The organism is Pseudomonas sp. DVZ6 (assembly GCF_024259445.1).
GTDB lineage: Bacteria > Pseudomonadota > Gammaproteobacteria > Pseudomonadales > Pseudomonadaceae > Aquipseudomonas > Aquipseudomonas peradeniyensis.
In genome coordinates this window covers 79,816-104,841 of the sequence record NZ_JANCLM010000011.1, presented here as the reverse complement: position 1 = coordinate 104,841, position 25,026 = coordinate 79,816, and the positions used below count along the sequence as shown (strand labels likewise).

The window sequence follows — 25,026 nt, the reverse complement described above, 5'->3', positions numbered from 1 at the left end:
CACGTGGGGTCTTCATCCTCTCTGCCAGATTCCCTTGCCCGACAACCGCTCCCGGTCATGCGGCAAGCCAAAGTCCTGCAACGGCCCCTTGGGCACGATCCCATTCGGGTTGATGGTCTTGTGGCTCATGTAATAGTGCTTCTGGATATGCTCCATGTTCACCGTGCCCGCCACCCCCGGCCACTGGTACAGCTCGCGCAGCCAGTTGGACAGGTTCGGGTAGTCGCTCAACCGGCGCAGGTTGCACTTGAAGTGCCCGTGGTACACCGCGTCGAAACGCACCAGCGTGGTGAACAGGCGCACATCGGCCTCGGTCAGGTACTCGCCGGCCAGGTAGCGCTGGCGACCCAGCAGCCCCTCCAGATGATCCAGCTCATTGAACACCTCGTCGAAGGCGGTCTCGTAGGCGTCCTGCGAAGTGGCGAAGCCGGCGCGGTACACGCCGTTGTTCACCGCCGGATAGATACGCTCGTTGAGCCCATCGATGGTCGCCCGCAGCGGCTCGGGATAGAGATCCAGGGTATTGCTGGTCAGCCCGTCGAAGGCGCTGTTGAAGATGCGGATGATCTCGGCCGACTCGTTGTTGACGATGCGTTTCTCCTGCTTGTCCCACAGCACCGGCACGGTCACTCGCCCGGTGTAGTGCGGGTCGTCCTGGGTGTAGCGCTGGTGCAGGTACTGCAGCGCATCCAGTTGATCGCCGCTGGAGCCTTGCTGCTGGTCGAAGGTCCAGCCGTGCTCGCCCATCAACCAGCTGACCACCGAGACATCGATCAATGGCTCCAGGCCCTTGATGGCGCGGAAAATCAGGGTGCGGTGCGCCCAAGGGCAGGCCAGCGACACGTACAGGTGATAGCGGCCGGCCTCGGCGGCGGGCAGCGGGTTGCGCCGCTGCGCGTTCTCGCGCTGGAAGGCGCCGTCCTTGCTGCTCTGGTACCACTGGTCATGCCAGCGGCCATCGATCAAAAGGCCCATCTCGGAGCTCCTCGAAACACAATCGTTTGTCGTTGGAGCTCAGTCTAGGGCAAAGCGTTCGAAGAAATAGCGCAAAGACTGCCCTATTCCTATCGGTTTATTCGATGTCTTTACGGGCGGCCCAGTAGGCGCGGGCATTGCCGAACGCCTGCTCGCGTTCCTGGCCGAGCCCGCGCAGGGCCAGGGCCATGGTCGCGACCACGGCCAGTTCGCCGTAGCTGTCCTGCGCCTCGCCGCGCCACACCGCCAGCAGGTGCTCGGGCTGCAGGCTGGCCGGCTTCACATGGCGCTGGGCGCTGAGCGCCGGCCACTCTTCGTCCCAGGCCTCGCCGGCCGAGGTGCCGTACAGGTGGCTGATGACATCCGGGTTGACCTCGATCTCGCCACCGTCGCCCTTGATGACCACGACATGATCGCCGAGCAGGCGGCTGGCTTCGCGGTGCACGGCCTGGTAACCGGGGTGGAAGATGCTCTGCAGGCCGCAGCGGGCGGCAAGCGGGTTGAGCACCCGGGCCAGCGAGTGGATGGGCGAGCGCAGGCCCAGGGTGTTGCGCAGGTCGATCATGCGCTGCAGTTGCGGCGCCCAGTCCTGCAACGGGAAGAAGGCCAGCCGGCGGCTGTCCAGGGCTTGCTCCACGGCTGTCCAGTCACGGCAAAGTGGGATATCCAGCAGGTCGAGCAGTTGCTCGGTATACAGCCGCCCGGCCGTATGGGCGCCACCGCCGTGCATCAGGATGCGCACGCCATTGCCTGCCAGGCATTTGGCCGCCAGCAGGTACCAGGGCAGGTGGCGCTTCTTGCCGGCGTAGCTCGGCCAGTCGAGGTCGACGGCGATGCGCGGCGCCTGCAGGTGGGCGCGCAGGGCCTCGGTGAAGCCGGCCAGTTCCTCGGCGCTTTCTTCCTTGTGCCGCAGCAGCATCAGGAAGGCGCCCAGCTGGGTGTCTTCGACCTTGCCTTCGAGCAGCAGGGTCATGGCGGCGCGGGCCTCCTCGCGGGTCAGGCCGCGGGCGCCGCGCTTGCCCTTGCCGAGGATGCGCACGAATTCGGCGAACGGGTGTTCGGCCGGGGTTTCCAGGGTCAGCGGGCGTACGTCGTTCAGCTGTGGCTCGGTCATATGCAGTTGGTCGGCTTGGGCAGGCCCGCCAGCTTGGCGGCGAGTTTGGCGGGGGTGCCATTGAACAGGCGGTTCAGGTGCGGACTGTTGCCTTTTTCCGCACCGAGCTTGAGCGCGGTGTACTTGATCAGCGGGCGGGTGGCCGGCGACAGCTGGTACTCCTGGTAGAACTGACGCAACAGCTCGAGGATTTCCCAGTGGTCCGCGGTCAGGGCGATGCTTTCGCGGGTGGCGAGGGCCTCGGCGACTTCGTGGGACCAGTCCTGCAGCTCGACCAAAAAGCCGTCCTTGTCCAGGGCGATGTGGCGATCGCCGACAGTCAGGGTACTCATAGCCAGCTGTTGACCTTGTCGTGGTGCAGGGAGAGCTCGACGAAGGCGGCGTAGTCCACGGCCTTGGCCAGCGGGTTGTCGAGGGCGCGGGCCTGCAGGTCTTCGGCGAGGGCGAACAGGCGCCCGCCGAGGTTGGCGGCCTGCAGGGCGGCGAACGGCTCGCTGCCGGCCTTGAGCGCGTAGGTGGCGTCGCCGCACAAAAGCAGCGCGTCTTGCGGGCCCAGCAGGCGCAGGCAGCTGGCCAGGCGCTCGTCGCCGAAGGGCGAGTGGGCGATTACATGCAGGGTCGTCATCAGAGCGTCACCACCTGGTCGAAACGGGCAATCAGCGCGGCCAGCGCGGTAGCGTCGAGCACCTCGACCGGCAGCGCCAGGGCATCACCGTCCAGCCCACGACGGGCCAGGCTGTGGCCGCAGGCGAACAGTTCCTCGACCCCGAACATCGGCAGGGCCTGGAGGTTGGCGGTCAGGTTCTTCTGCTGCAGGGTATCGGGTTGCTGCGCGGCGGCGAGCTGGAACACGCCGTCATCGAGGAACAGCATGCCCAGCGGCAGGTCGAAGGCGCCGCCGGCCAGGGCGATGTCCAGCGCCTCGCGGGCGGACGGGCCGCTCCACGGCGCCTGGCGGCTGATGATCAGCAAGGACTTGGCCATTTCAATCACCTCCGAAGCAGACCAGGCGGTCGGCCAGTTGCGCGGCTTCGTGCAGCTGGCCCAGGCCGGACAGCTCCCATGGCATCGGCAGGTTCACCGCCGGGCGCTGGTAGCGGTTGGCCTCGGTGTCGTCGAGCACGCCCCGGCGCAGGGCCGCGGCGATGCACACCACGGCGTCCAGGCGGTGGTCGCTGACGAAGGCGCGCCATTGCGCGGCCACATCGAGTTCGTCCTGGGGCGTGACGATGTTGGCCGAGGCGCTGTGCACCCCATCCTGGTAGAAGAACAATCGGGCGATTTCATGCCCGCCGGCCAGCACCGCCTCGGCAAAGCGCAAGGCGCGGCGCGAGGAGGGCGCATGGGCCGGGGAAAAGACCGCGATGGCGAATTTCATGGAAGGCTCGTGCAAATGAATGCGGCCATGATAAAGCAAAAAGCCCGCGCTGGTGGGCGCGGGCTTTTGGCTCTGGCTGGCACGGCTCAGGCCTGTTCCTTGCCCTCGGGCAGGAACCAGTTGAGCAGCAGGGCGCAGATGCCGCCGGTGGCGACGCCCGACTCCAGTACGTTGCGCAGCGCCGCCGGCATGTGCGCGAGGAACTCCGGCACCTGGGCCACGCCCAGGCCCAGCGACAGCGACACGGCGATGATCAGCAGGGCGCGGCGGTCGAGGCGGGTGCTGGCGAGGATATTGATGCCCGAGGCCGCCACGGCGCCGAACATCACCATGGCCGCGCCACCGAGCACCGGCTCCGGCACCGCCTGGATCACCCCGGCGACGCTGGGGAACAGGCCCAGCAGGATCAGCATGGCGGCGATCCAGATGCCGATATGGCGGCTGGCGATGCCGGTCAGCTGAATCACGCCGTTGTTCTGGGCGAAGATCGAGCTGGGGAAGGTGTTGAACAGACCGGCCAGCAGCGAGTTGGCACCGTTGACCAGCACCCCGCCCTTGATCCGTTGCATCCATACCGGGCCTTCCACCGGCTGGCGCGAGACCTTGCTGGTGGCGGTCACGTCACCGATGGCTTCCAGCGAGGTGACCAGGTAGATCACCAGCATCGGGATGAACAGCGACCAGGAGAAGCCCAGGCCGAAGTGCAGCGGCGTTGGCACCTGGAACAGCGCGGCCTGGTGCATGCCGGTGAAGTCCAGGCGGCCCAGGTAGCCGGCCAGGGCATAGCCCACGGCCAGGGCGATGACGATGGCGCAGCTGCGCATCCACACCACCGGAATGCGGTTGAGGATGACGATGATCGCCAGTACCACGCCCGACAGCAGCAGGTTCTCGCCATCGGCGAAGGTGCCGTTGGCCATGGCGCCAAAGCCGCCGCCCATGCTGATCAGGCCGACCTTGATCAGGGTCAGGCCGATCATCAGCACGACGATGCCGGTCACCAACGGGGTGATCAGGCGCTTGACGAAGGGCAGGATGCGCGACACGCCCATTTCCACGAACGAGCCGGCGATGACCACGCCGAAGATCGCCGCCATCACGCTCTCGACCGGTGTGCCCTGCTTGACCATCAGCGCGCCGCCGGCGATCAGCGGGCCGACGAAGTTGAAGCTGGTGCCCTGGACGATCAGCAGCCCGGCGCCGAACGGCCCGAAGCGCTTGCACTGGACGAAGGTGGCGATACCCGAGATCACCAGCGACATCGACACGATCAGGTTGGTGTCACGCGCCGACACGCCCAGCGCCTGGCAGATCAGCAGGCCCGGCGTGACGATCGGCACGATGATCGCCAGCAGGTGCTGCAGCGCCGCCAGCAGGCCGATCAGCAGGCGAGGCTTATCCTCGAGGCCAAGGACCAGTTCATTGGCAGGCGCCGCCGCGCCTGGGCCGTGTTCGTGTGAACTCATGGGAAAATGCCGCCCCGGAAGAAAAAAGGAGCGCATTCTACGGGCAGAAAGGCCATAGGGGTAGAGGCAAGCACGATGGCCGCACAATCGCGGAGAAATGGGGCAATAAGCTGACTTTTAAGTCAATCTTTGTCGGCTTTGCGGTCAGGCCTTCCAAGGTTCGACGTTAGAGCTTCAGCGCCTATCAGATCGAGCGCCGCCCGCGCGGCGCTCGATCTCACAGCCGCTGCAAGGGCTGTGACGAGCACCTGGCGGCCCTAATGCGGTCGCGCCCCATCCGAGCCCCCCAAGACCGTAAAGGCTCTGTTCAGCAGGCACGAAAAAGCCCGCCGAAGCGGGCTTTTTGCGAGGCGCTGTCGACCGATTCGATCAGTCGTCGCGGCCCATGATGCCGAACAGCTGCAGCAGGCTGACGAACAGGTTGTAGATCGACACGTACAGGCTGATGGTGGCCATGATGTAGTTGCGCTCGCCGCCATGGATGATGGCGCTGGTCTGGAACAGGATGCAGACCGACGAGAACAGTACGAAGCCAGCGCTGATCGCCAGTTGCAGGCCGCTGATCTGGAAGAAGAAACTGGCCACCACGGCACCCAGCAGGACGAAGAAGCCGGCGGTGATGAAGCCGCTGAGGAAGCTCATGTCCTTGCGGGTGATCAACACGTAGGCCGACAGGCCGCCGAATACCAGGGCGGTCATGGCGAAGGCCGAGCTGACCACTTCGGCGCCACCGGCCATGCCCAGGTAGCGGTTGAGGATCGGGCCGAGGATGAAGCCCATGAAGCCGGTGAGGGCGAAGGTGGACACCAGGCCCCAGGCCGAGTCACGCAGCTTGTTGGTGAGGAAGAACAGGCCGTAGAAGCCGATCAGCACCACGAAGATGTTTGGGTAGCCGACACGCATCTGCTGGGCGACGAAGGCCATGATGCCGCTGAAGGCGAGGGTAAGGGCCAGCAGGCTGTACGTGTTGCGCAGGACCTTGCTGACCTCCTGCTGCTCGACCTGCTGGCCGTGTTGGACGGCGTAATCCTGTTCGCGCATGGCGCACTCCTTTGGGGTGAGACCGCGGTCCGGGACCGGCGGTAGTGGAACGTATGAGGCAGAGCATATCAGAGCTGTCGCAGGGCGCGACACAGAGAGTTTGACAGCTTGTTACATTACGGTATGATTGCCGCCGCAAAACAAGCTGGAAGCGTGGCCGAGTGGTTTAAGGCAACGGTCTTGAAAACCGTCGATGGGCAACTATCCTAGAGTTCGAATCTCTACGCTTCCGCCATATTTGAAGCCCTGACATTGTCAGGGCTTTTTGCGTTTCTGGGGTTGGGAATTGTCCGGGAGGGCGTTCTTGGAGGGGCGGGTGAGGGGCTATTGATCGCATGTGGGCGGGCAGGGGCCTGTCGATAGCCTTGCAGCGTTCTCAAGGTCGAGCGCCGCCCGCGCGGCGCAAGCCCGCTCCCACATCTATTTCGGGCCAATCACTCCTGTGTCATTGCCTGGTTCGCCCTGTTTGCACAACGCTGTTTGCGCGTGGTCGCTGCAGTCGTCTCACCTGACTTGAGGCATGCGCCAAGGCGTACAGCCGCGGCGGCACTGGCATAACTGGCCCGAAACAGATGTGGGAGCGGGCTTGTCCCGCGATGCGCCGCGCGGGCGGCGCTCGATCTCATCGGCGCTGCATCTCTCTCGGCGAACACCTCGAAGGCTAGGTTCTGTATGAAAACCTTTGAAACTTCACCGGAGCCTCTGGAGGCCTGATTTTCCGTAGAGTTCTCGCTTTTTAGGCGAAGGATTCTGCCATGTCCAAGCGATACGAACTTTCCGACGCAGAATGGGAAATAGTCGCGGACCTCTTCACCGCACATCGACGTACCGGACGCCCAAGAGTTGACGATCGCTTGATGCTCAATGGCGTTTTATGGGTGCTGTGCTCCGGTGCAACCTGGCAGGACATGCCTCAACGATTCGGGCCATGGTCGACGGTCTATCAACGATTTCGAGACTGGCGAAACCAAGGAACCTTCAACAAGATGCTCAAGCGGTTACACCTCAAACTCAATGCACAGGGCCAGATTGACTTGACCACCTGGTGCATCGACTCAACCGCCGTGAGGGCCGCCCGTGCCTCTGCCGGAGCAGGCAAAAAAGGGGGCCTGAAGAACCAACGGACCACGCACTTGGACGAAGCCGGGGCGGGTTGACGACGAAAATTCACATGGTCAGTGACGTCCCTGGCATTCCACTCCACTTCACGCTCTCAGGTGGTAACGCCAGCGACATCTCCCATGCTCAGCGACTGCTGGACGGTGTCCATATCCCTTCGAATCGAGGTAGGCCACGCAAGTGCTGCCGCTGGCTCCTGGCCGACAAAGGCTATGACGCAGAATCCTTGAGGCAATACTACGACCGCTATCGGATGCAGCCGGTGATTCCGCTGCGTGACATGAAGTGCAAGCCAAAGCCGGGCTTACCGTGCCTGCTTGACAAGCCCAAGTATCGGCAGCGGAACGCTATCGAACGGCTATTTGGTTGGTTAAAGGAGCACCGCCGCCTGGGTGCGCGCTATTGCAAGCTAGCGGAAAGCTTTGCTGCGATGGTCACGCTGGCTTGCTGGCGGCGGTGTTTACGACATTACCTTTCGTACGGTGCCTAAAGCCGCAGCACGCAGACATCCTCGCGACGAACAGGCAGCATGCGCTGTCAGCAATATACCCTGACGACTACTTCATGCTTGCAATGGAGAAGGCGGATATTTTGGTCTGTCATGAGGCCCCAAGCTCTCATCCGTACGGCTACTCAGGGATCGACGAGCTCGCTCTGGCAATGGGCGCAAAAATGGTCGTGCATGGTCATCATCATGACTCTCTGGATTACAGGATTGAGTGGCCCAACCTTGGTTTTGAGGCTTACGGCGTTGCGTTCAGGTCGGTCATGGCTGTAAATGGCCAGGTCATCCTCTGATCGATAGATAAGTAGCTGTTGCAGCAAGCGGAGCGCGCAGACGTGACGGATAGGCGTCCGCAGGGCCGAGAAGTCGGCGCACGCCGGTGATTCGATTTCCTAAGGTCAGGTACACGTGTCTTACAGTGGCTATGAAAAAAACAGGGCCTGGCTGCGTGCCAAGGCTAAAGACGCCAGATCCCTCTCGGCTGAGGAGGAGGTTTATTTAGATCGAGAGCTAGCAATGAAGCTGCGGGAGCGGATGGAGCATGAGGCCTCGGTTCGTTGGTGGCAGTTGTTCGGGCTTGAGGGCCATCGCTTGGACTCCATGGAAGCGGAGGCCCAGTTCATCACCCACTTGGACAAAATCTTCAAATGCCCGCCCGCTAGTGAGTTTCTCGCTCCGACCGATACGAAGCGACGACTCCATCATGCGTACCATTTTAGCCGGCAGGGTGTTTACCATGGCGTCGAGTACCTAGCGCCTCCCACGACGCGGCTGCTTGAGCTCATGCTGTACGGGTATTTTCCTTACGGGAACACCTGGATCTACCTAGACAGGAGATCGCAACTGAGTTCAGATGGGTACAAGAAACCCAAGCAATGGCTTGCGCTACCCCCAGGGGAGACCCCTCAGGACAGGCTCGGTATCACCATCGAAATTAGTGTGGGGTGGAAGTCCCTGATTCGTTCGCAATCGCCGGCGGCCTTGTTCAGTAGCTTGAGGCCATTCGAGAAGGAAAGCCTAGCGAGGGAATTTGGTTCGGAAGGATCCCATCAGTACTGGCTTGAGCAGATTGTGGAGGGGCTTTTCTTTGAACGGGGCCATCGATCCAGAATTAGTATCAGCTATGCAGGTGAATCGGAAGGGCTGCACCTCACCCTTGCTGAGTTGATTGCTGAAGAGGGCCGCACTCCAGGAAAAAAGGTGGTCATGCAGGACGGTAATTACCTTAACTGTGAGCCAGGCAATCTGATCGTGCGCTCAAGCCGAGGTCGGACAATGAGTTGCAAAACCTGCCGTCGCCCCACAACCAAAGACCAATCTGAAATTACAAAGGACTCATTGGGCTCAAGCCTTCGCATCTGCCATTCCTGTCTACGATGGCTGACCAAAACCTCAGACTGAACACGGCTTCCAGAGGGGCTTGCCAAAAATGTGCAGTTAATTCAATATAAGCCCTATGATGTGGTATCTGCATCAGCAAGACATAGAGGCCGGCTTTTAGCCGGTTTTTTTGTGTCTTGGATTTCCCTCTCGCCGCGTTCCTGCGGCATTTTTGATCCTAAACGTACCTATGCCTACTCAATCGCGACCTCTCGTTCGTGAGGCATGCGCACGTCCATAGAAAATGGCGGAGCCCAGATATGAAAGACTCGATCCATGTTGAGTATCAAAACAAAACCATTGTGTTCAGCATGAGCGGCTGGCTCAACGCCAGTCATGTTGCGAAGCTTTACTCGGCTTCAGTAGACAGCTGGCTGAGATCACCTGAAACGCAGGAGTATCTGGCTGATATTGCTGCGGCACTCAGCGTGGAGGACGCCCAAGAGCTCATCCAGATCAATGCGGACGGCATTTGGCTGCACCCAAAGGTGGCTGTGGAATTTGTCAGGGAGATCGATCGTAAGCTTGCTCGATGGTGCGACATCACCATTGATAGGATTGCGCGTGGTAACTCTTCGATAAAAGAGCGTTTCGACGCTGCGTGCAAGGTGTTGAATGAAGGCCGGCGAGAGGCAAGTGAGCATGGAAGAGGGCTCCTGGAGTGGCGCAATAAGAAGCCGCGCCTCGAGTATCGTGTGGCCCATCTGAAGGATCAGTTGCAGCTGACGTTGGGGCTTGACAATCCCAACTGAAATCGACGAACGAAAGCCCGCATAGTGCGGGCTTCGTCGTTTTTGGAACCGTCGAAATCAAGACACGGAGCGTCCCTGCTCAATCGCCATGATCTGGGCCAGAACTCTAATCGGTTCATGCTCAAGCTACGCGCCATCTTAGGTGGCTGCCGGTTCACTCAATTTTGGATGAGCGCAGCCGAAAAAGTGCTGAGTTGTCCAAGTCAGTAAGGGAACACATGAAGCGAGTCGAACGGGATTTCATCACATTGTTTAATTGTCTGTGGTATCGGGATTTCCCGGTATCTGAGACGCATGCTCTAGCGGGACGCACCGACTGGACAATCCATCTTGGCCTGGTCGTAAGGCAGTGCGCCACACTGCTTGGTGCTCGAGCCCTGTTTGAGCAGGGGGGGCGTACAGACGCGGTGATTCGATATAGCGACACGGATACGCTTTCGTTCGTAGAGTGGGAGTGGACGCGGGCTCACACCGAAATCAATGAGTTCACCAAGCTGCTCAACAAGACTGATTCCGCAGTGTTTCAGACCTTCATCGGCTACAGCAGAGTTGCCGATCTCAAGGTCACGATCGAACAGATCCGCAAGCGCTGGCAGACCGCCAACAAGCCGCTGATATCGTTCCTGATTACCTATGAGATATCCGGGAGGAAGCGGCATTTCAAGGAGCTGCAGACCTATATGTTTGCCAAGGGCAAATACAGAAAAATCCGCTCTCAGCCTGCTTTGCCTTGGGAAGTAAATCGAGCGAAGGCAAATAACGAGTTTGAGGACGCGTCGTGACCAGCCGACGTATCTGAACGTGCGCAATCGGTCATCGCGCAGACCCTTACCAAGCCATCAGATCTTTCTACCACTGCTGCTAGGGGCGCCGGCAGTGTAGAGAGGGCTTGCGTTTTCGTTTTCCGGTTTGCTAGATTAATCCCCGCGCAGGGTAGGCGCACCACACCCGTCTTTGAAAGCTGGAAACGGCACTACCTGTTGGTTCTCTCATGCTCAAGGCCATGTTATTTCGAGGCCCTGTAGCGGCGTAGGCGGGTGGCGTTGCAAAAGGGGCGGAGAAAACCAACATGAGCACCATTCCCAACGGTCGTCCTTCTACCCTCAAGGGTATCAAACGCACGGCCACTCGTATCACCGGGCAGTACCCCGATATCCCTCGCCACGTCGCTCTAGATCTGTCTGCGAAGCAGTCGGGTTTTGAAGGCTATCAGCACGCACGTAAATTGCTTAATGCTGGGTTCACAATTCCAGTCCTCCACAGCGTTTATCTCTCTGCCTACTGGCGTGATACTTCGACCAAGCCTCGATCCGCTGGGTTGGAAATTCTGGAGATTAAGCTCCCGAGGCCACTCGCTGACTTCCTGACAAAGCATCAATGCCACCACGCTCAAAACCTGCAGGGCTTCTTCGTTGAGTCGGTGGATCATGTGGAAATGAGGAGCACCGCCGAGAGCTTGGATAGAGCGAGGGAATTGCTGACTCGTGCAGCTCTGTCTCTTCAATTTATGGAAGCAGCACGGCTCCAGCCGGCAACCACCAAGATCCAGCGCTCCGCGATGGAAAATGCAGAGCAGCTGCCTTCTGCAGACCACATCTCGCGCTGGATATGCGCAGACACCGGCGCGTGGCTGATGCTCGACGAGCCCTATGGACATGTTGCCAAACCGGAATATCAAGCCAAGCGTCACGCCTGGTCAACCGAGCATGGATTCAAGCTGGCAATACCCGTCTGGGAGGGCTTGTACAACCCGGGCAGCGCCGTGGCGCACTTCCTGGGTCATAACGTCGACCTGTTGGATCGTGTGATCGTCACGGTCGAGCGCCTTGGTGCGAACGCGACTACTGCATGGGATTTCCAGTCAGCGAACTTCGGCAGCCAGTTCGTGAGTCCTGCACGAGCTGAGTCTGGGAAGAAGCGGAAACCTCGCCCTGGTACCACTTACGGTTTCAGCAAGAATGCAGTCGAATACCGCCGCATGGAGGGTTGGGGTTCCATCTGGCGGCCCGCGCAGAAAATGAGCATCGTCGGCCACAACGAAATGGGGTGGATACTTAAAAGGTTGTACGCTACAGCGATGCCCTTCACTGCCCGCACGCCGTTGTCGGAGCTCCAGGCTGAGTTGGAAAACTGGATGGATGCCGAGTATCGGGGGGGAAAGCCCCCTGAATTCGACACGGATGCCTACTACGGTGGGAGCGACATCCCCTGTTACGCAAACCGGATCGAGACTCTCGAGGCGGTTGATCGTCTCCGCTCGATCATGACGGGCACATACCTGGACTCAAAGCCGCTGAGAGATCACCTCAAAAAGCTGGACTCGGCACGTCAGCATCTCGCCAAGTCGTAATTCCACACTCAGCGTTTTTGTGATTTTTGACTTCGGAGGTCAGGATGGAAGGTCATAACTTTGAGCGTTTGAAGGCGCATATTCTGGATCTCTCAGTCGCTTTGAATTTCGACCAGGCTAGGTTTGAGTGGAAGCTCGATGCTGTGGAGATTAGTGAGGAATTTGATCAGTGCCCTTGCGGGAAAGAAATTAAAGAGCACTGCTACATTCTGAATACTAGGAACGGCAACAAGACCTACGTAGGAAACGTGTGTATTGAACGCTTCCTGGGCATTGATACAGGCAACCTATTTGATGGCCTGAAGCGGATCACACTCAACTCGAGCGCAAATGCTAATGCGGACTTGATCGAGTATGCTTGGGGTAATGGTTACCTGTTTGGTGAGAACGAGTACGCGTTTTTGAAGAGCACCATGAAAAAGCGGAACCTATCACCTGGTCAGATTTCTTGGAAAAGAAAAATCAACAGTAGAATTTTGAAAGGGACGGTTGTCAGGCGTCGAACAGTCCGAGACTGAGACATTTGGTCATCGCGCCGTAAGGTAATTGTACGGCACCCAAACCAGGAGGCGGTTGCTGGGGCGCGCCCTTGCTTTTTTGCGGTCAATAAAGCGAGTCTGCCTGGCTAATGGGCCATACCAGACTAGCTTTATTGAGAGATTCTCCTAGAATAGAAGCGCGAAGAAACCCCGGCAAGCTAGAAGCATGCGCACGTGACGGCTTGGTCGTGAATCCCTGCGGAGCGGTGGTGCATAGAAGTATGATGATATCGATCGTCCCGCAGTGGAATTAAGTTTTTGATGTTGAACGTCCACCAAACGATCCCACGGCGCATTTATTACCGGGTCGAGAGCGTTACCCCCTGGATAGAAAGATATCTCCGAAACTAATGAGCACAGAAGAGGGGCTGAAGCCCCTCCTATCGATTAAGAATCAGTTACCTCAGGATCTTGCCCTAGGCGAACTACATTCTTGACGGCTGTAGATTTTTCGTAGCTATTGATCAAGCCGGCAGCGAAATTTTGAGACCGCTTAATCTGTTTTTTGTAAATGATCGGTACGCCACCTTGCCGGGGATGTGAATAGATATCGAATGCATAAGGGTTTTTTACTACATGGAATTCGACTGCGGTAAAGTTAAAAAATATATTCCCCTCTGATGTAGGTTGAGGGAATGACGCCGTCCATACTTTGGATGGTATAGGAGAAATGCTTAACTCAACACAGTAGCCTGGTGGGTACTTAGATGCTCCATCTGACAGCAGGAATTTTTTAATATCGGCAAGATCTACTTCTGGGAGCGAAATAGAGGTGTAGGACGGCCACCCTGGTTGCGCGGCTCTCCAGACGATACTAAGGGCGAAGTAGTATAACTGTTTCGCATCTAGGTCTGGAACATCTGAGCCATAAAGGTTTGAATCTTTCAATCCTTTAAGATGCTGATAAATTGCTGGTGCTTCAGAAGGTTTAGGAAAGATCAGCGTTGAAAAATATGCTTCGCCGAGCTTAGAGAAGCGCTGCTCACAATTTACACCTAGCAAGTATTGGGTGATTTGTCTGGTGAGATTTAGCAAAAAACCCTTATTGTTTTTCAGTTGTAGCTTTGTGCCTCCTTTCTTCATCTTCTCCATATATCTGTAGAAGTGCTTGGGCAGCAGATGACTATCTTGCAAATCGTGCTCTTCACCGCACAGTGCACATGCTTTCTGTTCCAGTGCTGGTTCCGTGTTCACCGTATCACTCATACGCCATATTCCCATAGGGGCCACTGGCCACCTTTACCAATCGATAAAAGCTGACAGACTGGGCGAGTGATTTCGTGTGAGGGGAGCGCTGGCCAAGCAATGCACGCGCCCCGCACCTGGCTCTCGTCCTTGAAAACTGCCAGCCCTGACAGATTGATGCCAATTTCATGGCCAGTCAATTTTGCTCCTAGAGGATTGCTTGGGATTTTGTGATGAGAGGTAACTCCCCTAGTCACAAGCCCACCATTAGTGGAGCAAAACCGACAGGTTCGTGCCCTCCGGCGCTCCTCGAGCATGGCTATGATTGAGGCTCTGATGTCGATTTGATGAACTGACTACCATCGTCCCTGAGCTACCTGTTGGGCAGTTTTTCAGTCACCTATCACCGGCGATAGCACCAGAACACCAGAGCTACGAGTGATCGCCATCGGTGGTTATTTCCATCGTCACAACTCGCCCTTGCTTGATCGTTTCTCCCCGAAGGGGCTTCCGATAGGATGGGATGGAAGCTCCTTTTTCGACGACTACCGGCTCGCAGCATCGAATGGCAAGCCGTATCAGGTGAAGGCAACGGATTGGTGCAAAGGGAGGGGGGGACACAGTTAAAGGGTGGTTCATCGTAAACCAACTGCAATGCTGCAGAGGGGTCTAGGCTCTGTACACATGATCCGGGAGCTCGATGTTTGCTCAGATCTTCTGGATAACGTCGAGTCCCGTGAGCTCAATGATGAGCAAGCAAAAGCCGTGGTTTGCTTCGACAATCTGGTTCAGCTTATTGCCTCCGCCGGCTCCGGCAATACTTCTACGATGGTTCGGCATCGCTACCTGAAGAGATTTGGACTGGAAAGCTTGGCTCTGCCCCCCGCACATGTTCAATGAAACCATCCCCACACGACTTGTCGGTTGGTCAACAAGGTGGTATTGGTTCTGATTCAAGGTCATGTCATATAGCTACTAGTCATCAGGGATGATCTATGCGCCGGCAGACACTGCCAGATTGGCATCCCTGTTTTGTTATTAGTAACAGGGAGTGTCGCTGTGTATCTGTCCGTCTTAAAACTCGAAAATTTCCGCCAGTTTGGCCAAGCTGCCCGTGGCTTGGAGGTCTGCTTTAACCCTGGCGTTACTGCACTGGTTGGGGAAAACGATGCGGGTAAAACAGCCGTCATTGATGCGATCCGGTATGTGCTGCAAACCCGGGATGCCGAGTACCTCAAGCTGCAGCTCGAAGATTTTCATATCGATGACAGCGGCGCCCAGGCCAATACCATCACGCTGCGATGCACCTTAGAGGGCTTGAGCAAGACGGAACTGGGGGCATTCGCTGAATATGTGACCTACAAGAGCGGCGTAGGCCGTTTGCACATCCACTGGTCAGCAACACGCGTTGCGGGCTCAACGCTAACCCGTCGGTGGGTAGATATTTCTGTCCGATCAGGAGAGAACGGCGAAGGGCCGTCACTGGATGCGGGGGCACGTTTGCTGCTCGCTGCTGCGTACCTGAAACCCTTGCGTGATGCCGAGCGGGAGATGTCGCCAGGTCGAAATTCTCGGCTGTCTCAGGTCTTGAGCAGTTTCCCAAGCATCGATGTGGGAAACGCGTTCGATATCGCAACCCCGCCTGCCACTACGCTGGATGCAGAAGCACTGAGCATTGCTGGTATGGGCGACTACATGCGGTACTTGGTGAACAAGCACAGCGCTATCGTCATTGCGGAACATGCCATTAACCATAACTACCTGGCCCCGCTTTCTCTTGCCGGCCAGCCGCTGTCGAGCCGGATCAGTTTCGGTGAAGGCGGTACTGACGAGGCAAGGCTTAAGCAGATCCTTGAACGCCTGGAGCTCGGTTTGCTTGATCACGCGTCGGGTGAGTCGAGGGGCGTGTATGGTTTGGGTTCGAACAACGTGCTGTTCATGGCGTGCGAGCTACTTCTGCTTGGGAAGGAGCCCGATGGTCTGCCGCTGCTGTTAGTTGAAGAGCCTGAGGCTCACCTGCACCCACAGCGGCAGTTGCAGCTCATGGAGTTTCTTGAGAAGGCCGCGAAGCCGGCAGATGGGTTGAGACCGGTGCAAGTGATTCTGACCACCCACAGCCCGAATCTGAGCTCAAAGATCCCGATCCAGAATCTTGTTCTCATGCACCGAGGGCAGGCGTTCTCCCTGGCCGAGGATCAGACATGCCTGGGGGCTGATGACTACCGATTCCTGAGTCGTTTCCTTGATGTCACGAAAGCAGGACTGTTCTTCGCAAAGGGGCTGCTGGTAGTGGAGGGCGATGCTGAAGCGATCCTTCTCCCGGCCCTTGCGCGCAGGCTTGGAAAAGACCTGACCAAGCATGGTGTGTCGGTGATTAATGTGGGCGGAGTAGGGTTGCGGCGCTACTCCAAGATCATGCAGCGTCGAGACACGAGTAAGGGTGAAATTTCCATTCCTACGGCGTGCATTACCGACATGGATGTCATGCCTGACTGCGCGCCTGAGATTCACGAATTGGTAACGGGGCCAACAGATCCCAAGTGGAACAGTACTACCCGTCGCTGGAAGGCTGTGCGAGATTTCGGCGCGACTGCTGCAGAGCAAAAAGCCGGTATGGCTGAGCATCGCCAGAAGCGGATGGCAAGCGACGGGCAGTGTGTTCGAACATTCGTAGCTGACCACTGGACACTAGAATATGACCTGGCCTTCTCCGGTCTTGCGCGGGAAGTGCACGCGGCAGCTTACCTCGCGATCAACGAGGGAAAGGTTGATCAGAGGAAGGTGACTAGAGCAGCTCTTTTGGTTGAAGCTGAAACCGCATTCAAGGCCATCGAGACAGCCCACTCCACAAAGGAGGCTAGGTGTTCCGCTGTCTACAAGTTGGTCAAGAAGGCCTCCAAAACCATTACGGCTCAGCACCTGATCGACCTGATAGAAGAGCGTTTCGAGGCCAAGACGCTGGATGCGGCAACTCTGCGTGGCTCGCTTTCAAAGTCTGTGATTCACGCGATCGAATACGCCACCAGTGGCTCAGCAGTACCGCAGACTGGTTCTACGGTCACACCGGTTACCATGGGCACGGTAGCCGGCACCTCAGAGGCTGTTGAGGAGAGCGAGGAATGAACCTGGCCCAGCTCATCGATCCGATAACCGATGACGATGTAGAGTGGGTCACCAAGCTCATGAGGCTGGATGCATTGGACGAGTCTCGACGCCTCTTCCTGAAATCCATGAGCACACTGGACGTCTCTGCTTGCCCCGGCAGCGGCAAGACCACATTGGTGGTGGCCAAGCTGGCTATCCTCGCTCGTCATTGGAAGAGTCGAACTCAGGGTATCTGCGTCCTTTCACATACCAACGCAGCTCGGGAGGAAATTGAGCATCGCTTAGGAGGCTCGGAGATTGGGCAGCGTCTGCTTCGCTACCCACATTACATCGATACCATCCATGGCTTCACTGGGCGATTCCTTGCTTCACCGTGGCTGCGCTCGAAGGGCATTCCACTCACTGCCATCGACGATGAACTTACGCATGCCGCCCGCCGGAAAGCACTGAAGCCCTGGGAATACGCGGGCATGAAGAAAACGTTCGAATCGGCGTTCATCAAAGTGGAAAGTTTGCGCTTAAGAACTATCGATTTCGACAATCCGCTAACCGGTTGGAATCTGAAATTCGGGGCTCATACGGACACCTACAAAAATGCCTGCAAAGCGATGGCTCATGCAGCGAAGACAGGGCATTTTTGCTTCGATGAAGTATTCGTCTTGGCTGATGCGCTGCTGGTTGACGAGCCTGAGGTAGCGAGCGCTTTGCGAGCGCGCTTTCCCTGCGTTTTGGTCGATGAGATGCAAGATACGCGGTACGAGCAGGCCGACATCTTGAGCAAGGTTTTCCCGCGTCAGGATCCAGATGTTTGTGTCATCAGGGTTGGGGATCCCAACCAGGAAATCTTCGAAGTGAAGGTGGAGCTACCAGAGCCGTTTCCTGATCAGTCGAGCACCATGGAAATCGCAAGTAGCTTCCGTTTCAATCAGTCGATCGCGTCCATCGCCAATCCCTTTGCCTACCTACCAATCACTGGCGGCCTGGTAGGGTTACGGCAGAGTGGTACAGGCCAACCTACTCCCAACACCATCATCGTCTTCCCTGATGGCGACGTGAGTAACGTCCTGAATGCCTATGGGCAGCTGTTGATCCAGCACCTACCTGCCGGTGTCCGAACATCAGGTGTCTATGCGGTTGGAGCGGTACATCGACTGGAGAATGACAAGCCAGAGCATTACCCCAAAGCGGTTGAGCATTACTGGGCTCCGTATCAGTCAGAGGTTAATAAGCCTTCGTTCAAGCCGCGTACGTTTTCAGAGGGTGTGCACATCGCCCGTCGCTATGTTGCTAGGGATGCAACTGCGGCTCTAGGCGTGGAACTGATAGCGTCCTGCCTGTTAACCCTGGTGCGCCTGGCGTTTCCCATGGATGCGATTGTGGCAAGGTCTCGCAGTCATCAATGCGTCGAACAGCATCTTGCCGGTCGTGCTGGAATACTCGCCGCTTATCGCGGATGGCTCGAACGGCTGTTGTTCAGCCCCGTTGGGTTTACCCAGGCGGAATGGGATGCAACGGTCGCCTCACACTTGATGGATCTTGCTGCGGATTTGGTCTTTTCTGATCAACTGCTGGCAGCAGCGGATGCTGAAGCCTATCTCGCCTGGTCAACTGCTCCTCTGGTAGAAGACCCAGGTTACAACGGTGGTGCGCTTCTCAACACATACAGGTTTGAGACCGATTCTGAGAGCGTGAACATCCGGTTGTCTTCGATTCACGCCGAGAAGGGTAAAACGCATGCTGCCACCCTGATTCTGGAAACGTACAACCGCACTCACTTCGTCAACAAGCTCTTGCCGTGGCTCGAAGGCAAAGCCTCATCTGCTAAGCGTCCGAACGAGGCAGCAAAGAAGAGCATGATGCTCATGTATGTAGGGATGACTAGGCCGACCCACATGCTCTGTCTGGCCATGCGAAAAAGCTCGATGGGTGAGGGTAAAGCCGAGACCAAGAGGAGGGCAGCACTGCAGCAGGCGGGCTGGGCAATTATCGACATTTGATGCGAACACGTGGTTCGCCGTTTAGATAACTCAAGGATGAAGACAATGGCGTCAGACAAGAAGATGGCCAAGAGAGCCAAACGTGCCAAGCTCAAGGCGAGGGAGACCAGGGTCGCACGAAGTGTGATCAGCGATGACGGCTCAGCGTTACTAGATGATCTTGCTAAGGGCATGGTGAGTTTGCTGTGGAAGCTGGCTGAAGCTGAAGTGACCAGCATGGTGGAAATGCTCAAGACTCTCATGATCGAGACGGGTCAAGCAGAGATAGCTTACCTGGATGATGAGGTGGACTTCCAAATCATCGTCCTGAAAACCTATGGGCAGCGTGTTGAAGGGCGGCCAGACGACTGGATGGCGCAGCCTGCATTCCTTGAAGCGTATGCAGAAGCTGCACGCTGGGTTGGACGGTCGGAGCTAATAGAAGCCTGGCAGGATGCCCATGTGCTGAAGGACTGACGTGACTATGCTTCTCGCCCTGCAGAAGCTGTTCATGTCTAGGAAAGCGGTCGAGCACCCGGTACCTCATTTCCTTATCTTCGACCAGCCAAGCCAGGTCTACTTCCCAGTGAAGCGGGCAGCGAAGGACGATGGGGAGCATGAGCTCAACGATGAAGACCGCATTGCGGTGCGCAAGGTCTTTCTGGCCTTGGCGGCTGCAGTGAGTGCTTTGGAGGGGCGTCTGCAGATCATCGTCCTTGACCATGCCGATGAGGGTGTCTGGGGGACATTCCAGGTGTTGTACTCACCGAGGCGTGGCGAGACAAAAAGCTCGTGCCTTCGTGGTTTGGAGATACTGAAGAGCAGAGCTGATGGCCCGTGATCTTTCCGGGTGATGTATACGGGTTAGGTCAAGACCTATCCCGTGAAATCAAACGCGAGGACGCGAGTTACGCGGGCACATGCCCTTGGCAAATCTTTGGATCAGGAACTATGAGTGATTTCAAACCCATCAGCAAAAGCAAATTCGACGCGTATTTCTATGGACGATCGCCTTTCGTAAAGCAGTTCACTGAAGAAAGCCACTGGTACATCTACGAATCGCCTGAAATCACGCTCTTGGCCGTCGTCCTGCACTGTAAGATCGACAATGACTACAACGCCATCGTGCTCGCTAGGGATTTGAACAAGCGATTCAGGGCCGTGGACACGCGGTGTTCCCTGCCAACCCCTGAAGACGCGATGAAGGAAGCCTTGGAAGGCGTGCCGAAGCTCGCCGCGTCTGCTGTTGATGGGCTGATCTCTCAAGGCGATGAGACTCCCAGCCCCTTCGCAATTTTTGCGGCGAAAGTTTCGCAGCATAAACGCAATCGCTATCTGAAGATGCTTCTCGACGATCCGACCTATTACCCTGCCCGAGTAGCTATGGAGGAGCTCGCCCACTGGTTTGAAGACCCCGACGGCATTTTCATTCGGGGGCTGCAGGGCAACGAATTTAACTCACGCCTGTTCGAGCTCTACCTGCATGCAGCATTCTACGAGCTCGACTTCACCATCGATCACTCCAACGCGCAGCCGGATTATCTCCTCTCCAAGCACGGTCATCAGGTTGCTGTCGAAGCTGCCACCGTGGCTGAGCTTGAGGAGGAGGGGGGAAAGGATGCTGATCTCGGTGCTGCTGCCGATGCTGAGAATGGTGGCGGTGACTACGATGCTGATGGGGAAGATGATGCTTCTGAATCGGTAGACCCAGCCCTGGCAAGACGAAGAGGTAAAAGGTTAGATCAGAGCGCAATCGAGAAGCTCATGGAGCACGTCGAAAACGAGTTGCCTTTCAAGTTTCAGCGCACCCTGGCGAAGAAGGTGCGTCACCGTCCAGAACCATTGAATCTGCCGTACTGGGAGCTACCACACACCAAAGGCAAGCCTTTCGTCATCGCGGTGCACGACTACTCGAAAAGCATGTCCATGGCTATGTCTTCCAGCCCGATGCAGAGATATCTCTACGGGCTAGAATTGGTCGACGGCAAGATGGTGCGCATCGAGCGGCATGAGCATAAAGGGCGCACCATCGCATCCAACTTTTTCGGCCAGCTGGGCAACCGTCATGTCTCCGCGGTCATGCTGGTCACCCAGGCTACGGTGCCCAAATTCAATCGGATGGGTCGGATTGCAGGTGTGCGGGACAATAACTCATTGGCGATCGTCCATGGCGTGCGCACGAATGCCGATGGCGAGCTTGGCCCCTTTAGGGCTGTCGCTGAAGATCCCAGGTACAGCGAGGCATGGCACGACGGGATCTACATGTTCCACAATCCCAACGCTGCCATTCCACTGGAACCAAGTCTGTTCCATCGTGTGATTCACTGCTTCGAGCGAGATGGGCAGCTAGAAGAATGGTTCCCATCAAACTACATCGTGGGCTCCGTCACTGAAATGCACAGGTTTTCTGATGAGGCTGCTGATGAGATTTGGAAAAACCTTGAGCCATACTTGGGTAGGTTTGAGTAAGTGCGCCGCTGAGCATCAGGCAGTGTCGTTAAATGACTTTTGCGGAGTGTTCCTGCTCTCCAAAGCGCTAATGAAAGGCAGGAACATCAACCTTAACACTCACGGGCCTTCAATTACTCGTCTGTAGCTGTCGGTTGCCAGAGCCATTCGATGCCCCACAGCGGCCGATCTTGCTGGATCTCTTTCACCACCGTGATGTGAGCGTCATACGCTGGCTTATCGAATGTCGTCCAACTGCTGCCTTTTACGAGCGCTGCCTTGAAGGCCTGCTGGAGCTTCGACCCTTTGAAAGGCACAGTATTAAGATGACGATCAATTGCTCCGAGCAGTTGCCGGTCTATAGGAGGATGCAGCTTGGCAAGCTTGGCGTTGCTTTCATCCATGCCCGCCAGGATGAGTTTGGACTTGAGGTAAATGTTCACCAGCTTCTGGGCTCTGCCGAAGCTGCATTCGAGCTGGCATTCTTCTTCTCGATAGAGGCCAGTGGTTTCATCTTTCCACTTGCGGACGTATTTGATCTTCGCGGCACGATCCATCACCTCATGGAAAAGCTCATCCAAATGGCCATCAATTTCATGAGGCGGAGGAAGGTCGTCCAGGGTGGCAATTCGACCCACCCGCGTTTCATTGATCAATTGAGACGCCACCACCATCGTGTGGCCTGGCCCTTGTCTTGAGTAAGCACGCCCTGCGGCCCAGATCGCGAAGCGATGACGATGTTCCGTCATGGTGTATTTGTCTTGCATACGGACTGCTTCCTGCCTTTGAGAGTTGTAAGCGCCAGACTGGCTCGATCTGCAAGTGAGTATGGCTGGGCGGCCATCTGCCATCAATCCGTTGATCCGGGCTGCAAGGCTCTCTAGCGTCGGTGCGGATTAAAGAGGGCATCGGGCGGGGGTACTTCGATTGAGCGCCGGTAGGGGTGAGGGGGAGTTAGCGCCGATGAAGTGGGAGAGCGAAATGATCGTGTCCCAGGAAGTGGTGTAACTCATTGTGGTTCTGGCCACTGAGTTTGCCGTTTAGTTGATCACGGCCGACAGCTTGGCCTGTGGATTATCGCTGACTGCTTCGAAGGCCTCCAACTGCATATATCGCCGTTGCAGGCACCACTCGTCGTTCTGCTCCAGCAGCATCGCGCCTACCAGCCGCGTGATTGCTGGATCATTGGGAAAGATGCCCACGACGTCGGTGCGGCGCTTGATCTCGGCGTTGAGCCGTTCCAGTGGATTGGTGCTGTGCAACTGCTGGCGGTGCGCTTTTGGAAACGCCATGTGTGCCAGCACTTCATCCTCGCAGCCGTCCATGAGCGTCGCGATCTTGGGGTACTTTTCGCGCAGCTGATCGGCAACTAGGCGCCACTGCTGGTGGCATTCGTTGCGGCTGTCCTGGGCGAAAATCGTACGCAGAAGCGCCGCCACCATCGTGCGCTGGCCCTTGCCCACATGAGCCATGGCGTTGCGCATGAAATGCACGCGGCAACGCTGCCAGGTCGCGTTGAAGACCTTGGAAACAGCTGCCTTGAGCCCTTCGTGGGCGTCTGAGATGACCAGCTTCACGCCACGCAGGCCACGCCGCATCAGGCTGCGCAGGAAGTCCGTCCAGAAGGGCTCGGCTTCTGACGGGCCAACCCGCATGCCCAGGACTTCACGGCCACCGTCGGTGTTCACGGCCACAGCGATTATTACGGCGACCGAGACGATGCGCCCGGCCTCCCGCACCTTGACGTAGGTGGCATCGATCCAGAGGTAAGGCCAGTCGCCTTCAAGCGGGCGGTCAAGGAAGGCGTGAACGCGCTCATCGATCTCGCTAGCCAGCCGTGACACCTGGCTCTTGGAGATGCCAGTCATGCCCATGGCCTTGACCAGCTCGTCCACCGAACGCGTTGAAACGCCTTGAATGTAGGCTTCCTGGATCACCGCTGCCATGGCCTTCTCGGCAGTACGTCGAGGCTCGAGAAAGCCAGGAAAGTAGCTGCCTTGGCGTAACTTCGGGATCTTCAGGTCAACGTCACCGGCGCGGGTTTGCCAGAGGCGATCCCGGTAGCCGTTGCTGCTGTTCGTGCGGTCGGGGCTTTTGACATCGAAGCCGGCGCCGCACAGGCCTTCGACATCGAACTCCATCATGCGCTGGGCAACAAACTGGATCATTTGCTTGAGCAGATCAGCGTCTGCCCCTTTCTCAACCAACTCGGTCAATGCGATAGTGGGCTTGGTCATCGTGGTTTCTCTGGTGAAGGTTAAGTCCGCAAACTCAACGTTAGCCAAGAACCACGATGACCATCCTCTTTCGCCCGCAGGGCGCCTTCGGCTGGTTCAGTTACACCACTTCCCGGGACACGATCAGCGAAATTGACGGGGTGGCGTCATCCAACCGTCGCGTGGACTAAGCCGTTTCTAAGAAATTGATTTGTAAGGGCTTTCAAAGTGTGCATCCAAGTGCATGCTTGGGGTGGGAGCACGATGGGTTCCAGCAGGCCCGGATTTCCTGGCTTCTGTAGGTTTTGCTTTTATTGGTTTTTAGGGTAGGTAGGGTTATGGGGGAAGGGTACCTTGGATAAGGGTTCGAATCTCTACGCTTCCGCCATATTCAAAGCCCTGACATTGTCAGGGCTTTTTGCGTTTTTGGGGTTTGGGATGGTCCGGGAGGGCGTTCTTGGAGGAGCGGGTGAGTGGGTTTTGATCGCATGTGGGCGGGCAGGGGTCTGGCGATCGCCGTGCAGTATTCCTGAGTTCGAGCGCCGCCCGCGCGGCGCTCGATCTCTTAGGCGCTGCATCCCTTTCGGTGAGCACCTCGAAAGGCAGGCTTTTGGCGAGGTCTACGGTCACTTTCCTTGGAGTGCCAGCGTCAGCTCGCTTCGAATTTTTCCATGTCTCTCCTCTGCGTAGAGGGGCGCCGATGTCCAGTTGTAAAACCATGCGGGCATTCTACGTTTTTCGTCCGGCTCGTGGGCATAGCGAGGAAATAGGTGGCAATGCAGCTCGGGCTCGGAGTTTCCAAGGATTTCATAGTTGATCCGCAGGGCTCCAGTAACCTGTAGCAGCGCATCTCCAAGTCGAGCCATGTCGAGGAGGTAAGCCGCCCTGGATTCTGAGTCCAGATCGTTCAGGCTGGGTACCACAGGGTCAGGCAGCAAGAGGCAATAGCCTTCAAGAAATTGCACATCGCCCATCACCGCCCAGCCTGATTGCATTCTGCAGATTACTTTGTCGTTAGCGCCGTTACGCGCCAGTTCCACACGCTGTGTGATCAGAGACATTTGGTCAGTCCACAATAAAGAGTTTAGCTCCAGTACGTGTCGATGACCGGTGCGCCTCCGCACCGTCCCCCACTTGATAGCTCATACCCGGCTGCAAGGTGAAAGTCCGACCATCCTCCAGCTCGGTGTCCAGCCGACCTTCCAGGCAAAACAGAATATGACCCTTCCGGCACCAATGATCGGCCACATATCCTGGGGTGTACTCAACCCATCGAACCCGAACGTCTCCAAACAGACAGGTACGCCAATACGCCGTACCGTTCTCGCCCGGATAAGCGACAGGATCGATTTTTGACCAGTCCGTGGTACCAAACGGGATTGCTGACAGTTCCATGACAACCTCGTAGAAACAGTGAGGCCTGAACCGTACCGATGAAATCGCTCTGCCAATAGACACAGACCGCTGGGAATTTGGA

Annotated in this window: 26 protein-coding genes and 1 tRNA gene; 14 read left to right on the top strand and 13 right to left on the bottom strand. The window is 57.3% G+C overall.

What is annotated here, in order from left to right; genetic code table 11:
• Positions 1 to 12 precede the first annotated feature (12 nt).
• The 8 genes from NMG10_RS08820 to NMG10_RS08785 form a co-directional block, all read right to left on the bottom strand.
• Complete coding sequence (locus NMG10_RS08820; RefSeq protein WP_254464195.1) at positions 13 to 975, bottom strand: glutathione S-transferase family protein; 963 nt, start codon at positions 973 to 975, stop codon at positions 13 to 15.
• Between the two features lie 97 nt (positions 976 to 1,072).
• Complete coding sequence (locus NMG10_RS08815) at positions 1,073 to 2,056, bottom strand: glycosyl transferase family protein (RefSeq protein WP_254464204.1); 984 nt, start codon at positions 2,054 to 2,056, stop codon at positions 1,073 to 1,075.
• Positions 2,057 to 2,085: 29 nt separating this feature from the next.
• Positions 2,086 to 2,421, bottom strand: coding sequence for a TusE/DsrC/DsvC family sulfur relay protein (locus NMG10_RS08810; RefSeq protein WP_028692378.1), 336 nt, complete (start codon positions 2,419 to 2,421; stop codon positions 2,086 to 2,088).
• Entirely contained in the window at positions 2,418 to 2,714 is a 297-nt protein-coding gene (tusB, locus tag NMG10_RS08805) for a sulfurtransferase complex subunit TusB (RefSeq protein WP_050706345.1), read from the bottom strand. Before tusB ends, NMG10_RS08810 begins: the two co-directional genes overlap by 4 nt.
• Positions 2,714 to 3,073 carry a sulfurtransferase complex subunit TusC gene (gene tusC, locus NMG10_RS08800; protein WP_254464194.1) on the bottom strand — a complete coding sequence of 120 codons (360 nt, stop codon included), beginning with the start codon at positions 3,071 to 3,073 and terminating at the stop codon, positions 2,714 to 2,716. Before tusC ends, tusB begins: the two co-directional genes overlap by 1 nt.
• A gap of 1 nt (position 3,074) precedes the next feature.
• Positions 3,075 to 3,467: a sulfurtransferase complex subunit TusD gene (gene tusD / locus NMG10_RS08795; protein ID WP_028692375.1), complete on the bottom strand. Its 393-nt coding sequence runs from the start codon at positions 3,465 to 3,467 to the stop codon at positions 3,075 to 3,077.
• Between the two features lie 86 nt (positions 3,468 to 3,553).
• Positions 3,554 to 4,933: a nucleobase:cation symporter-2 family protein gene (locus NMG10_RS08790; protein ID WP_062573555.1), complete on the bottom strand. Its 1,380-nt coding sequence runs from the start codon at positions 4,931 to 4,933 to the stop codon at positions 3,554 to 3,556.
• 369 nt (positions 4,934 to 5,302) lie between these two features.
• Positions 5,303 to 5,974 carry a Bax inhibitor-1/YccA family protein gene (locus NMG10_RS08785; protein ID WP_028692373.1) on the bottom strand — a complete coding sequence of 224 codons (672 nt, stop codon included), beginning with the start codon at positions 5,972 to 5,974 and terminating at the stop codon, positions 5,303 to 5,305.
• Between the two features lie 147 nt (positions 5,975 to 6,121).
• Between NMG10_RS08785 and NMG10_RS08780 the strand changes: the two genes are divergently transcribed.
• The 8 genes from NMG10_RS08780 (at position 6,122) to NMG10_RS08745 (ending at position 12,598) form a co-directional block, all read left to right on the top strand.
• Positions 6,122 to 6,209, top strand: a tRNA-Ser gene (locus tag NMG10_RS08780).
• 520 nt (positions 6,210 to 6,729) lie between these two features.
• A protein-coding gene (locus tag NMG10_RS08775; RefSeq protein ID WP_254464193.1) for an IS5 family transposase occupies positions 6,730 to 7,583 on the top strand; the annotation gives its coding sequence in 2 pieces (ribosomal slippage) (positions 6,730 to 7,071 and positions 7,074 to 7,583; 852 coding nt in all).
• 74 nt (positions 7,584 to 7,657) lie between these two features.
• Complete coding sequence (locus NMG10_RS08770) at positions 7,658 to 7,891, top strand: hypothetical protein (RefSeq protein WP_254464192.1); 234 nt, start codon at positions 7,658 to 7,660, stop codon at positions 7,889 to 7,891.
• A gap of 115 nt (positions 7,892 to 8,006) precedes the next feature.
• Positions 8,007 to 8,999 carry a hypothetical protein gene (locus NMG10_RS08765; RefSeq protein WP_254464191.1) on the top strand — a complete coding sequence of 331 codons (993 nt, stop codon included), beginning with the start codon at positions 8,007 to 8,009 and terminating at the stop codon, positions 8,997 to 8,999.
• A gap of 239 nt (positions 9,000 to 9,238) precedes the next feature.
• The gene (locus NMG10_RS08760) at positions 9,239 to 9,730 is read left to right on the top strand and encodes a KilA-N domain-containing protein (RefSeq protein WP_254464190.1); all 492 of its coding nucleotides are present in this window, start codon (positions 9,239 to 9,241) and stop codon (positions 9,728 to 9,730) included.
• Positions 9,731 to 9,948: 218 nt separating this feature from the next.
• Complete coding sequence (locus NMG10_RS08755) at positions 9,949 to 10,512, top strand: hypothetical protein (RefSeq protein ID WP_254464189.1); 564 nt, start codon at positions 9,949 to 9,951, stop codon at positions 10,510 to 10,512.
• A gap of 287 nt (positions 10,513 to 10,799) precedes the next feature.
• Positions 10,800 to 12,080, top strand: a complete 1,281-nt coding sequence (locus tag NMG10_RS08750) for a hypothetical protein (protein WP_254464188.1) — start codon at positions 10,800 to 10,802, stop codon at positions 12,078 to 12,080.
• Positions 12,081 to 12,124: 44 nt separating this feature from the next.
• A complete protein-coding gene (locus tag NMG10_RS08745) occupies positions 12,125 to 12,598 on the top strand; it encodes a hypothetical protein (RefSeq protein ID WP_254464187.1) in 474 nt (157 codons plus the stop codon).
• A 408-nt stretch (positions 12,599 to 13,006) separates the two neighbouring features.
• Here NMG10_RS08745 and NMG10_RS08740 read toward each other — a convergent pair whose 3' ends face one another.
• A complete protein-coding gene (locus NMG10_RS08740; RefSeq protein ID WP_254464186.1) occupies positions 13,007 to 13,825 on the bottom strand; it encodes a hypothetical protein in 819 nt (272 codons plus the stop codon).
• A 663-nt stretch (positions 13,826 to 14,488) separates the two neighbouring features.
• Between NMG10_RS08740 and NMG10_RS08735 the strand changes: the two genes are divergently transcribed.
• From NMG10_RS08735 to NMG10_RS08710, 6 genes are all read left to right on the top strand, one after another.
• A complete protein-coding gene (locus NMG10_RS08735; RefSeq protein WP_254464185.1) occupies positions 14,489 to 14,704 on the top strand; it encodes a hypothetical protein in 216 nt (71 codons plus the stop codon).
• Between the two features lie 159 nt (positions 14,705 to 14,863).
• Positions 14,864 to 16,927, top strand: coding sequence for an ATP-dependent endonuclease (locus tag NMG10_RS08730; RefSeq protein WP_254464184.1), 2,064 nt, complete (start codon positions 14,864 to 14,866; stop codon positions 16,925 to 16,927).
• Positions 16,924 to 18,906 (top strand): UvrD-helicase domain-containing protein, encoded by a 1,983-nt coding sequence (locus NMG10_RS08725; protein WP_254464183.1) that lies wholly within the window; start codon positions 16,924 to 16,926, stop codon positions 18,904 to 18,906. Before NMG10_RS08730 ends, NMG10_RS08725 begins: the two co-directional genes overlap by 4 nt.
• A 45-nt stretch (positions 18,907 to 18,951) precedes the next feature.
• Positions 18,952 to 19,362: a hypothetical protein gene (locus tag NMG10_RS08720; RefSeq protein ID WP_254464182.1), complete on the top strand. Its 411-nt coding sequence runs from the start codon at positions 18,952 to 18,954 to the stop codon at positions 19,360 to 19,362.
• Positions 19,363 to 19,369: 7 nt separating this feature from the next.
• Entirely contained in the window at positions 19,370 to 19,726 is a 357-nt protein-coding gene (locus tag NMG10_RS08715) for a DUF3732 domain-containing protein (protein ID WP_254464181.1), read from the top strand.
• 110 nt (positions 19,727 to 19,836) lie between these two features.
• Positions 19,837 to 21,354 (top strand): hypothetical protein, encoded by a 1,518-nt coding sequence (locus tag NMG10_RS08710; protein WP_254464180.1) that lies wholly within the window; start codon positions 19,837 to 19,839, stop codon positions 21,352 to 21,354.
• A gap of 113 nt (positions 21,355 to 21,467) precedes the next feature.
• Here NMG10_RS08710 and NMG10_RS08705 read toward each other — a convergent pair whose 3' ends face one another.
• The 4 genes from NMG10_RS08705 to NMG10_RS08690 form a co-directional block, all read right to left on the bottom strand.
• On the bottom strand, positions 21,468 to 22,100 hold the full coding sequence (locus NMG10_RS08705; RefSeq protein WP_254464179.1) for a hypothetical protein: 633 nt from the start codon (positions 22,098 to 22,100) through the stop codon (positions 21,468 to 21,470).
• Positions 22,101 to 22,373: 273 nt separating this feature from the next.
• Entirely contained in the window at positions 22,374 to 23,570 is a 1,197-nt protein-coding gene (locus tag NMG10_RS08700) for an IS256 family transposase (protein WP_254464178.1), read from the bottom strand.
• 605 nt (positions 23,571 to 24,175) lie between these two features.
• Positions 24,176 to 24,610, bottom strand: coding sequence for an HIT family protein (locus NMG10_RS08695; protein ID WP_254464177.1), 435 nt, complete (start codon positions 24,608 to 24,610; stop codon positions 24,176 to 24,178).
• A gap of 4 nt (positions 24,611 to 24,614) precedes the next feature.
• The gene (locus NMG10_RS08690; protein ID WP_254464176.1) at positions 24,615 to 24,944 is read right to left on the bottom strand and encodes a DHCW motif cupin fold protein; all 330 of its coding nucleotides are present in this window, start codon (positions 24,942 to 24,944) and stop codon (positions 24,615 to 24,617) included.
• Positions 24,945 to 25,026 lie beyond the last annotated feature (82 nt).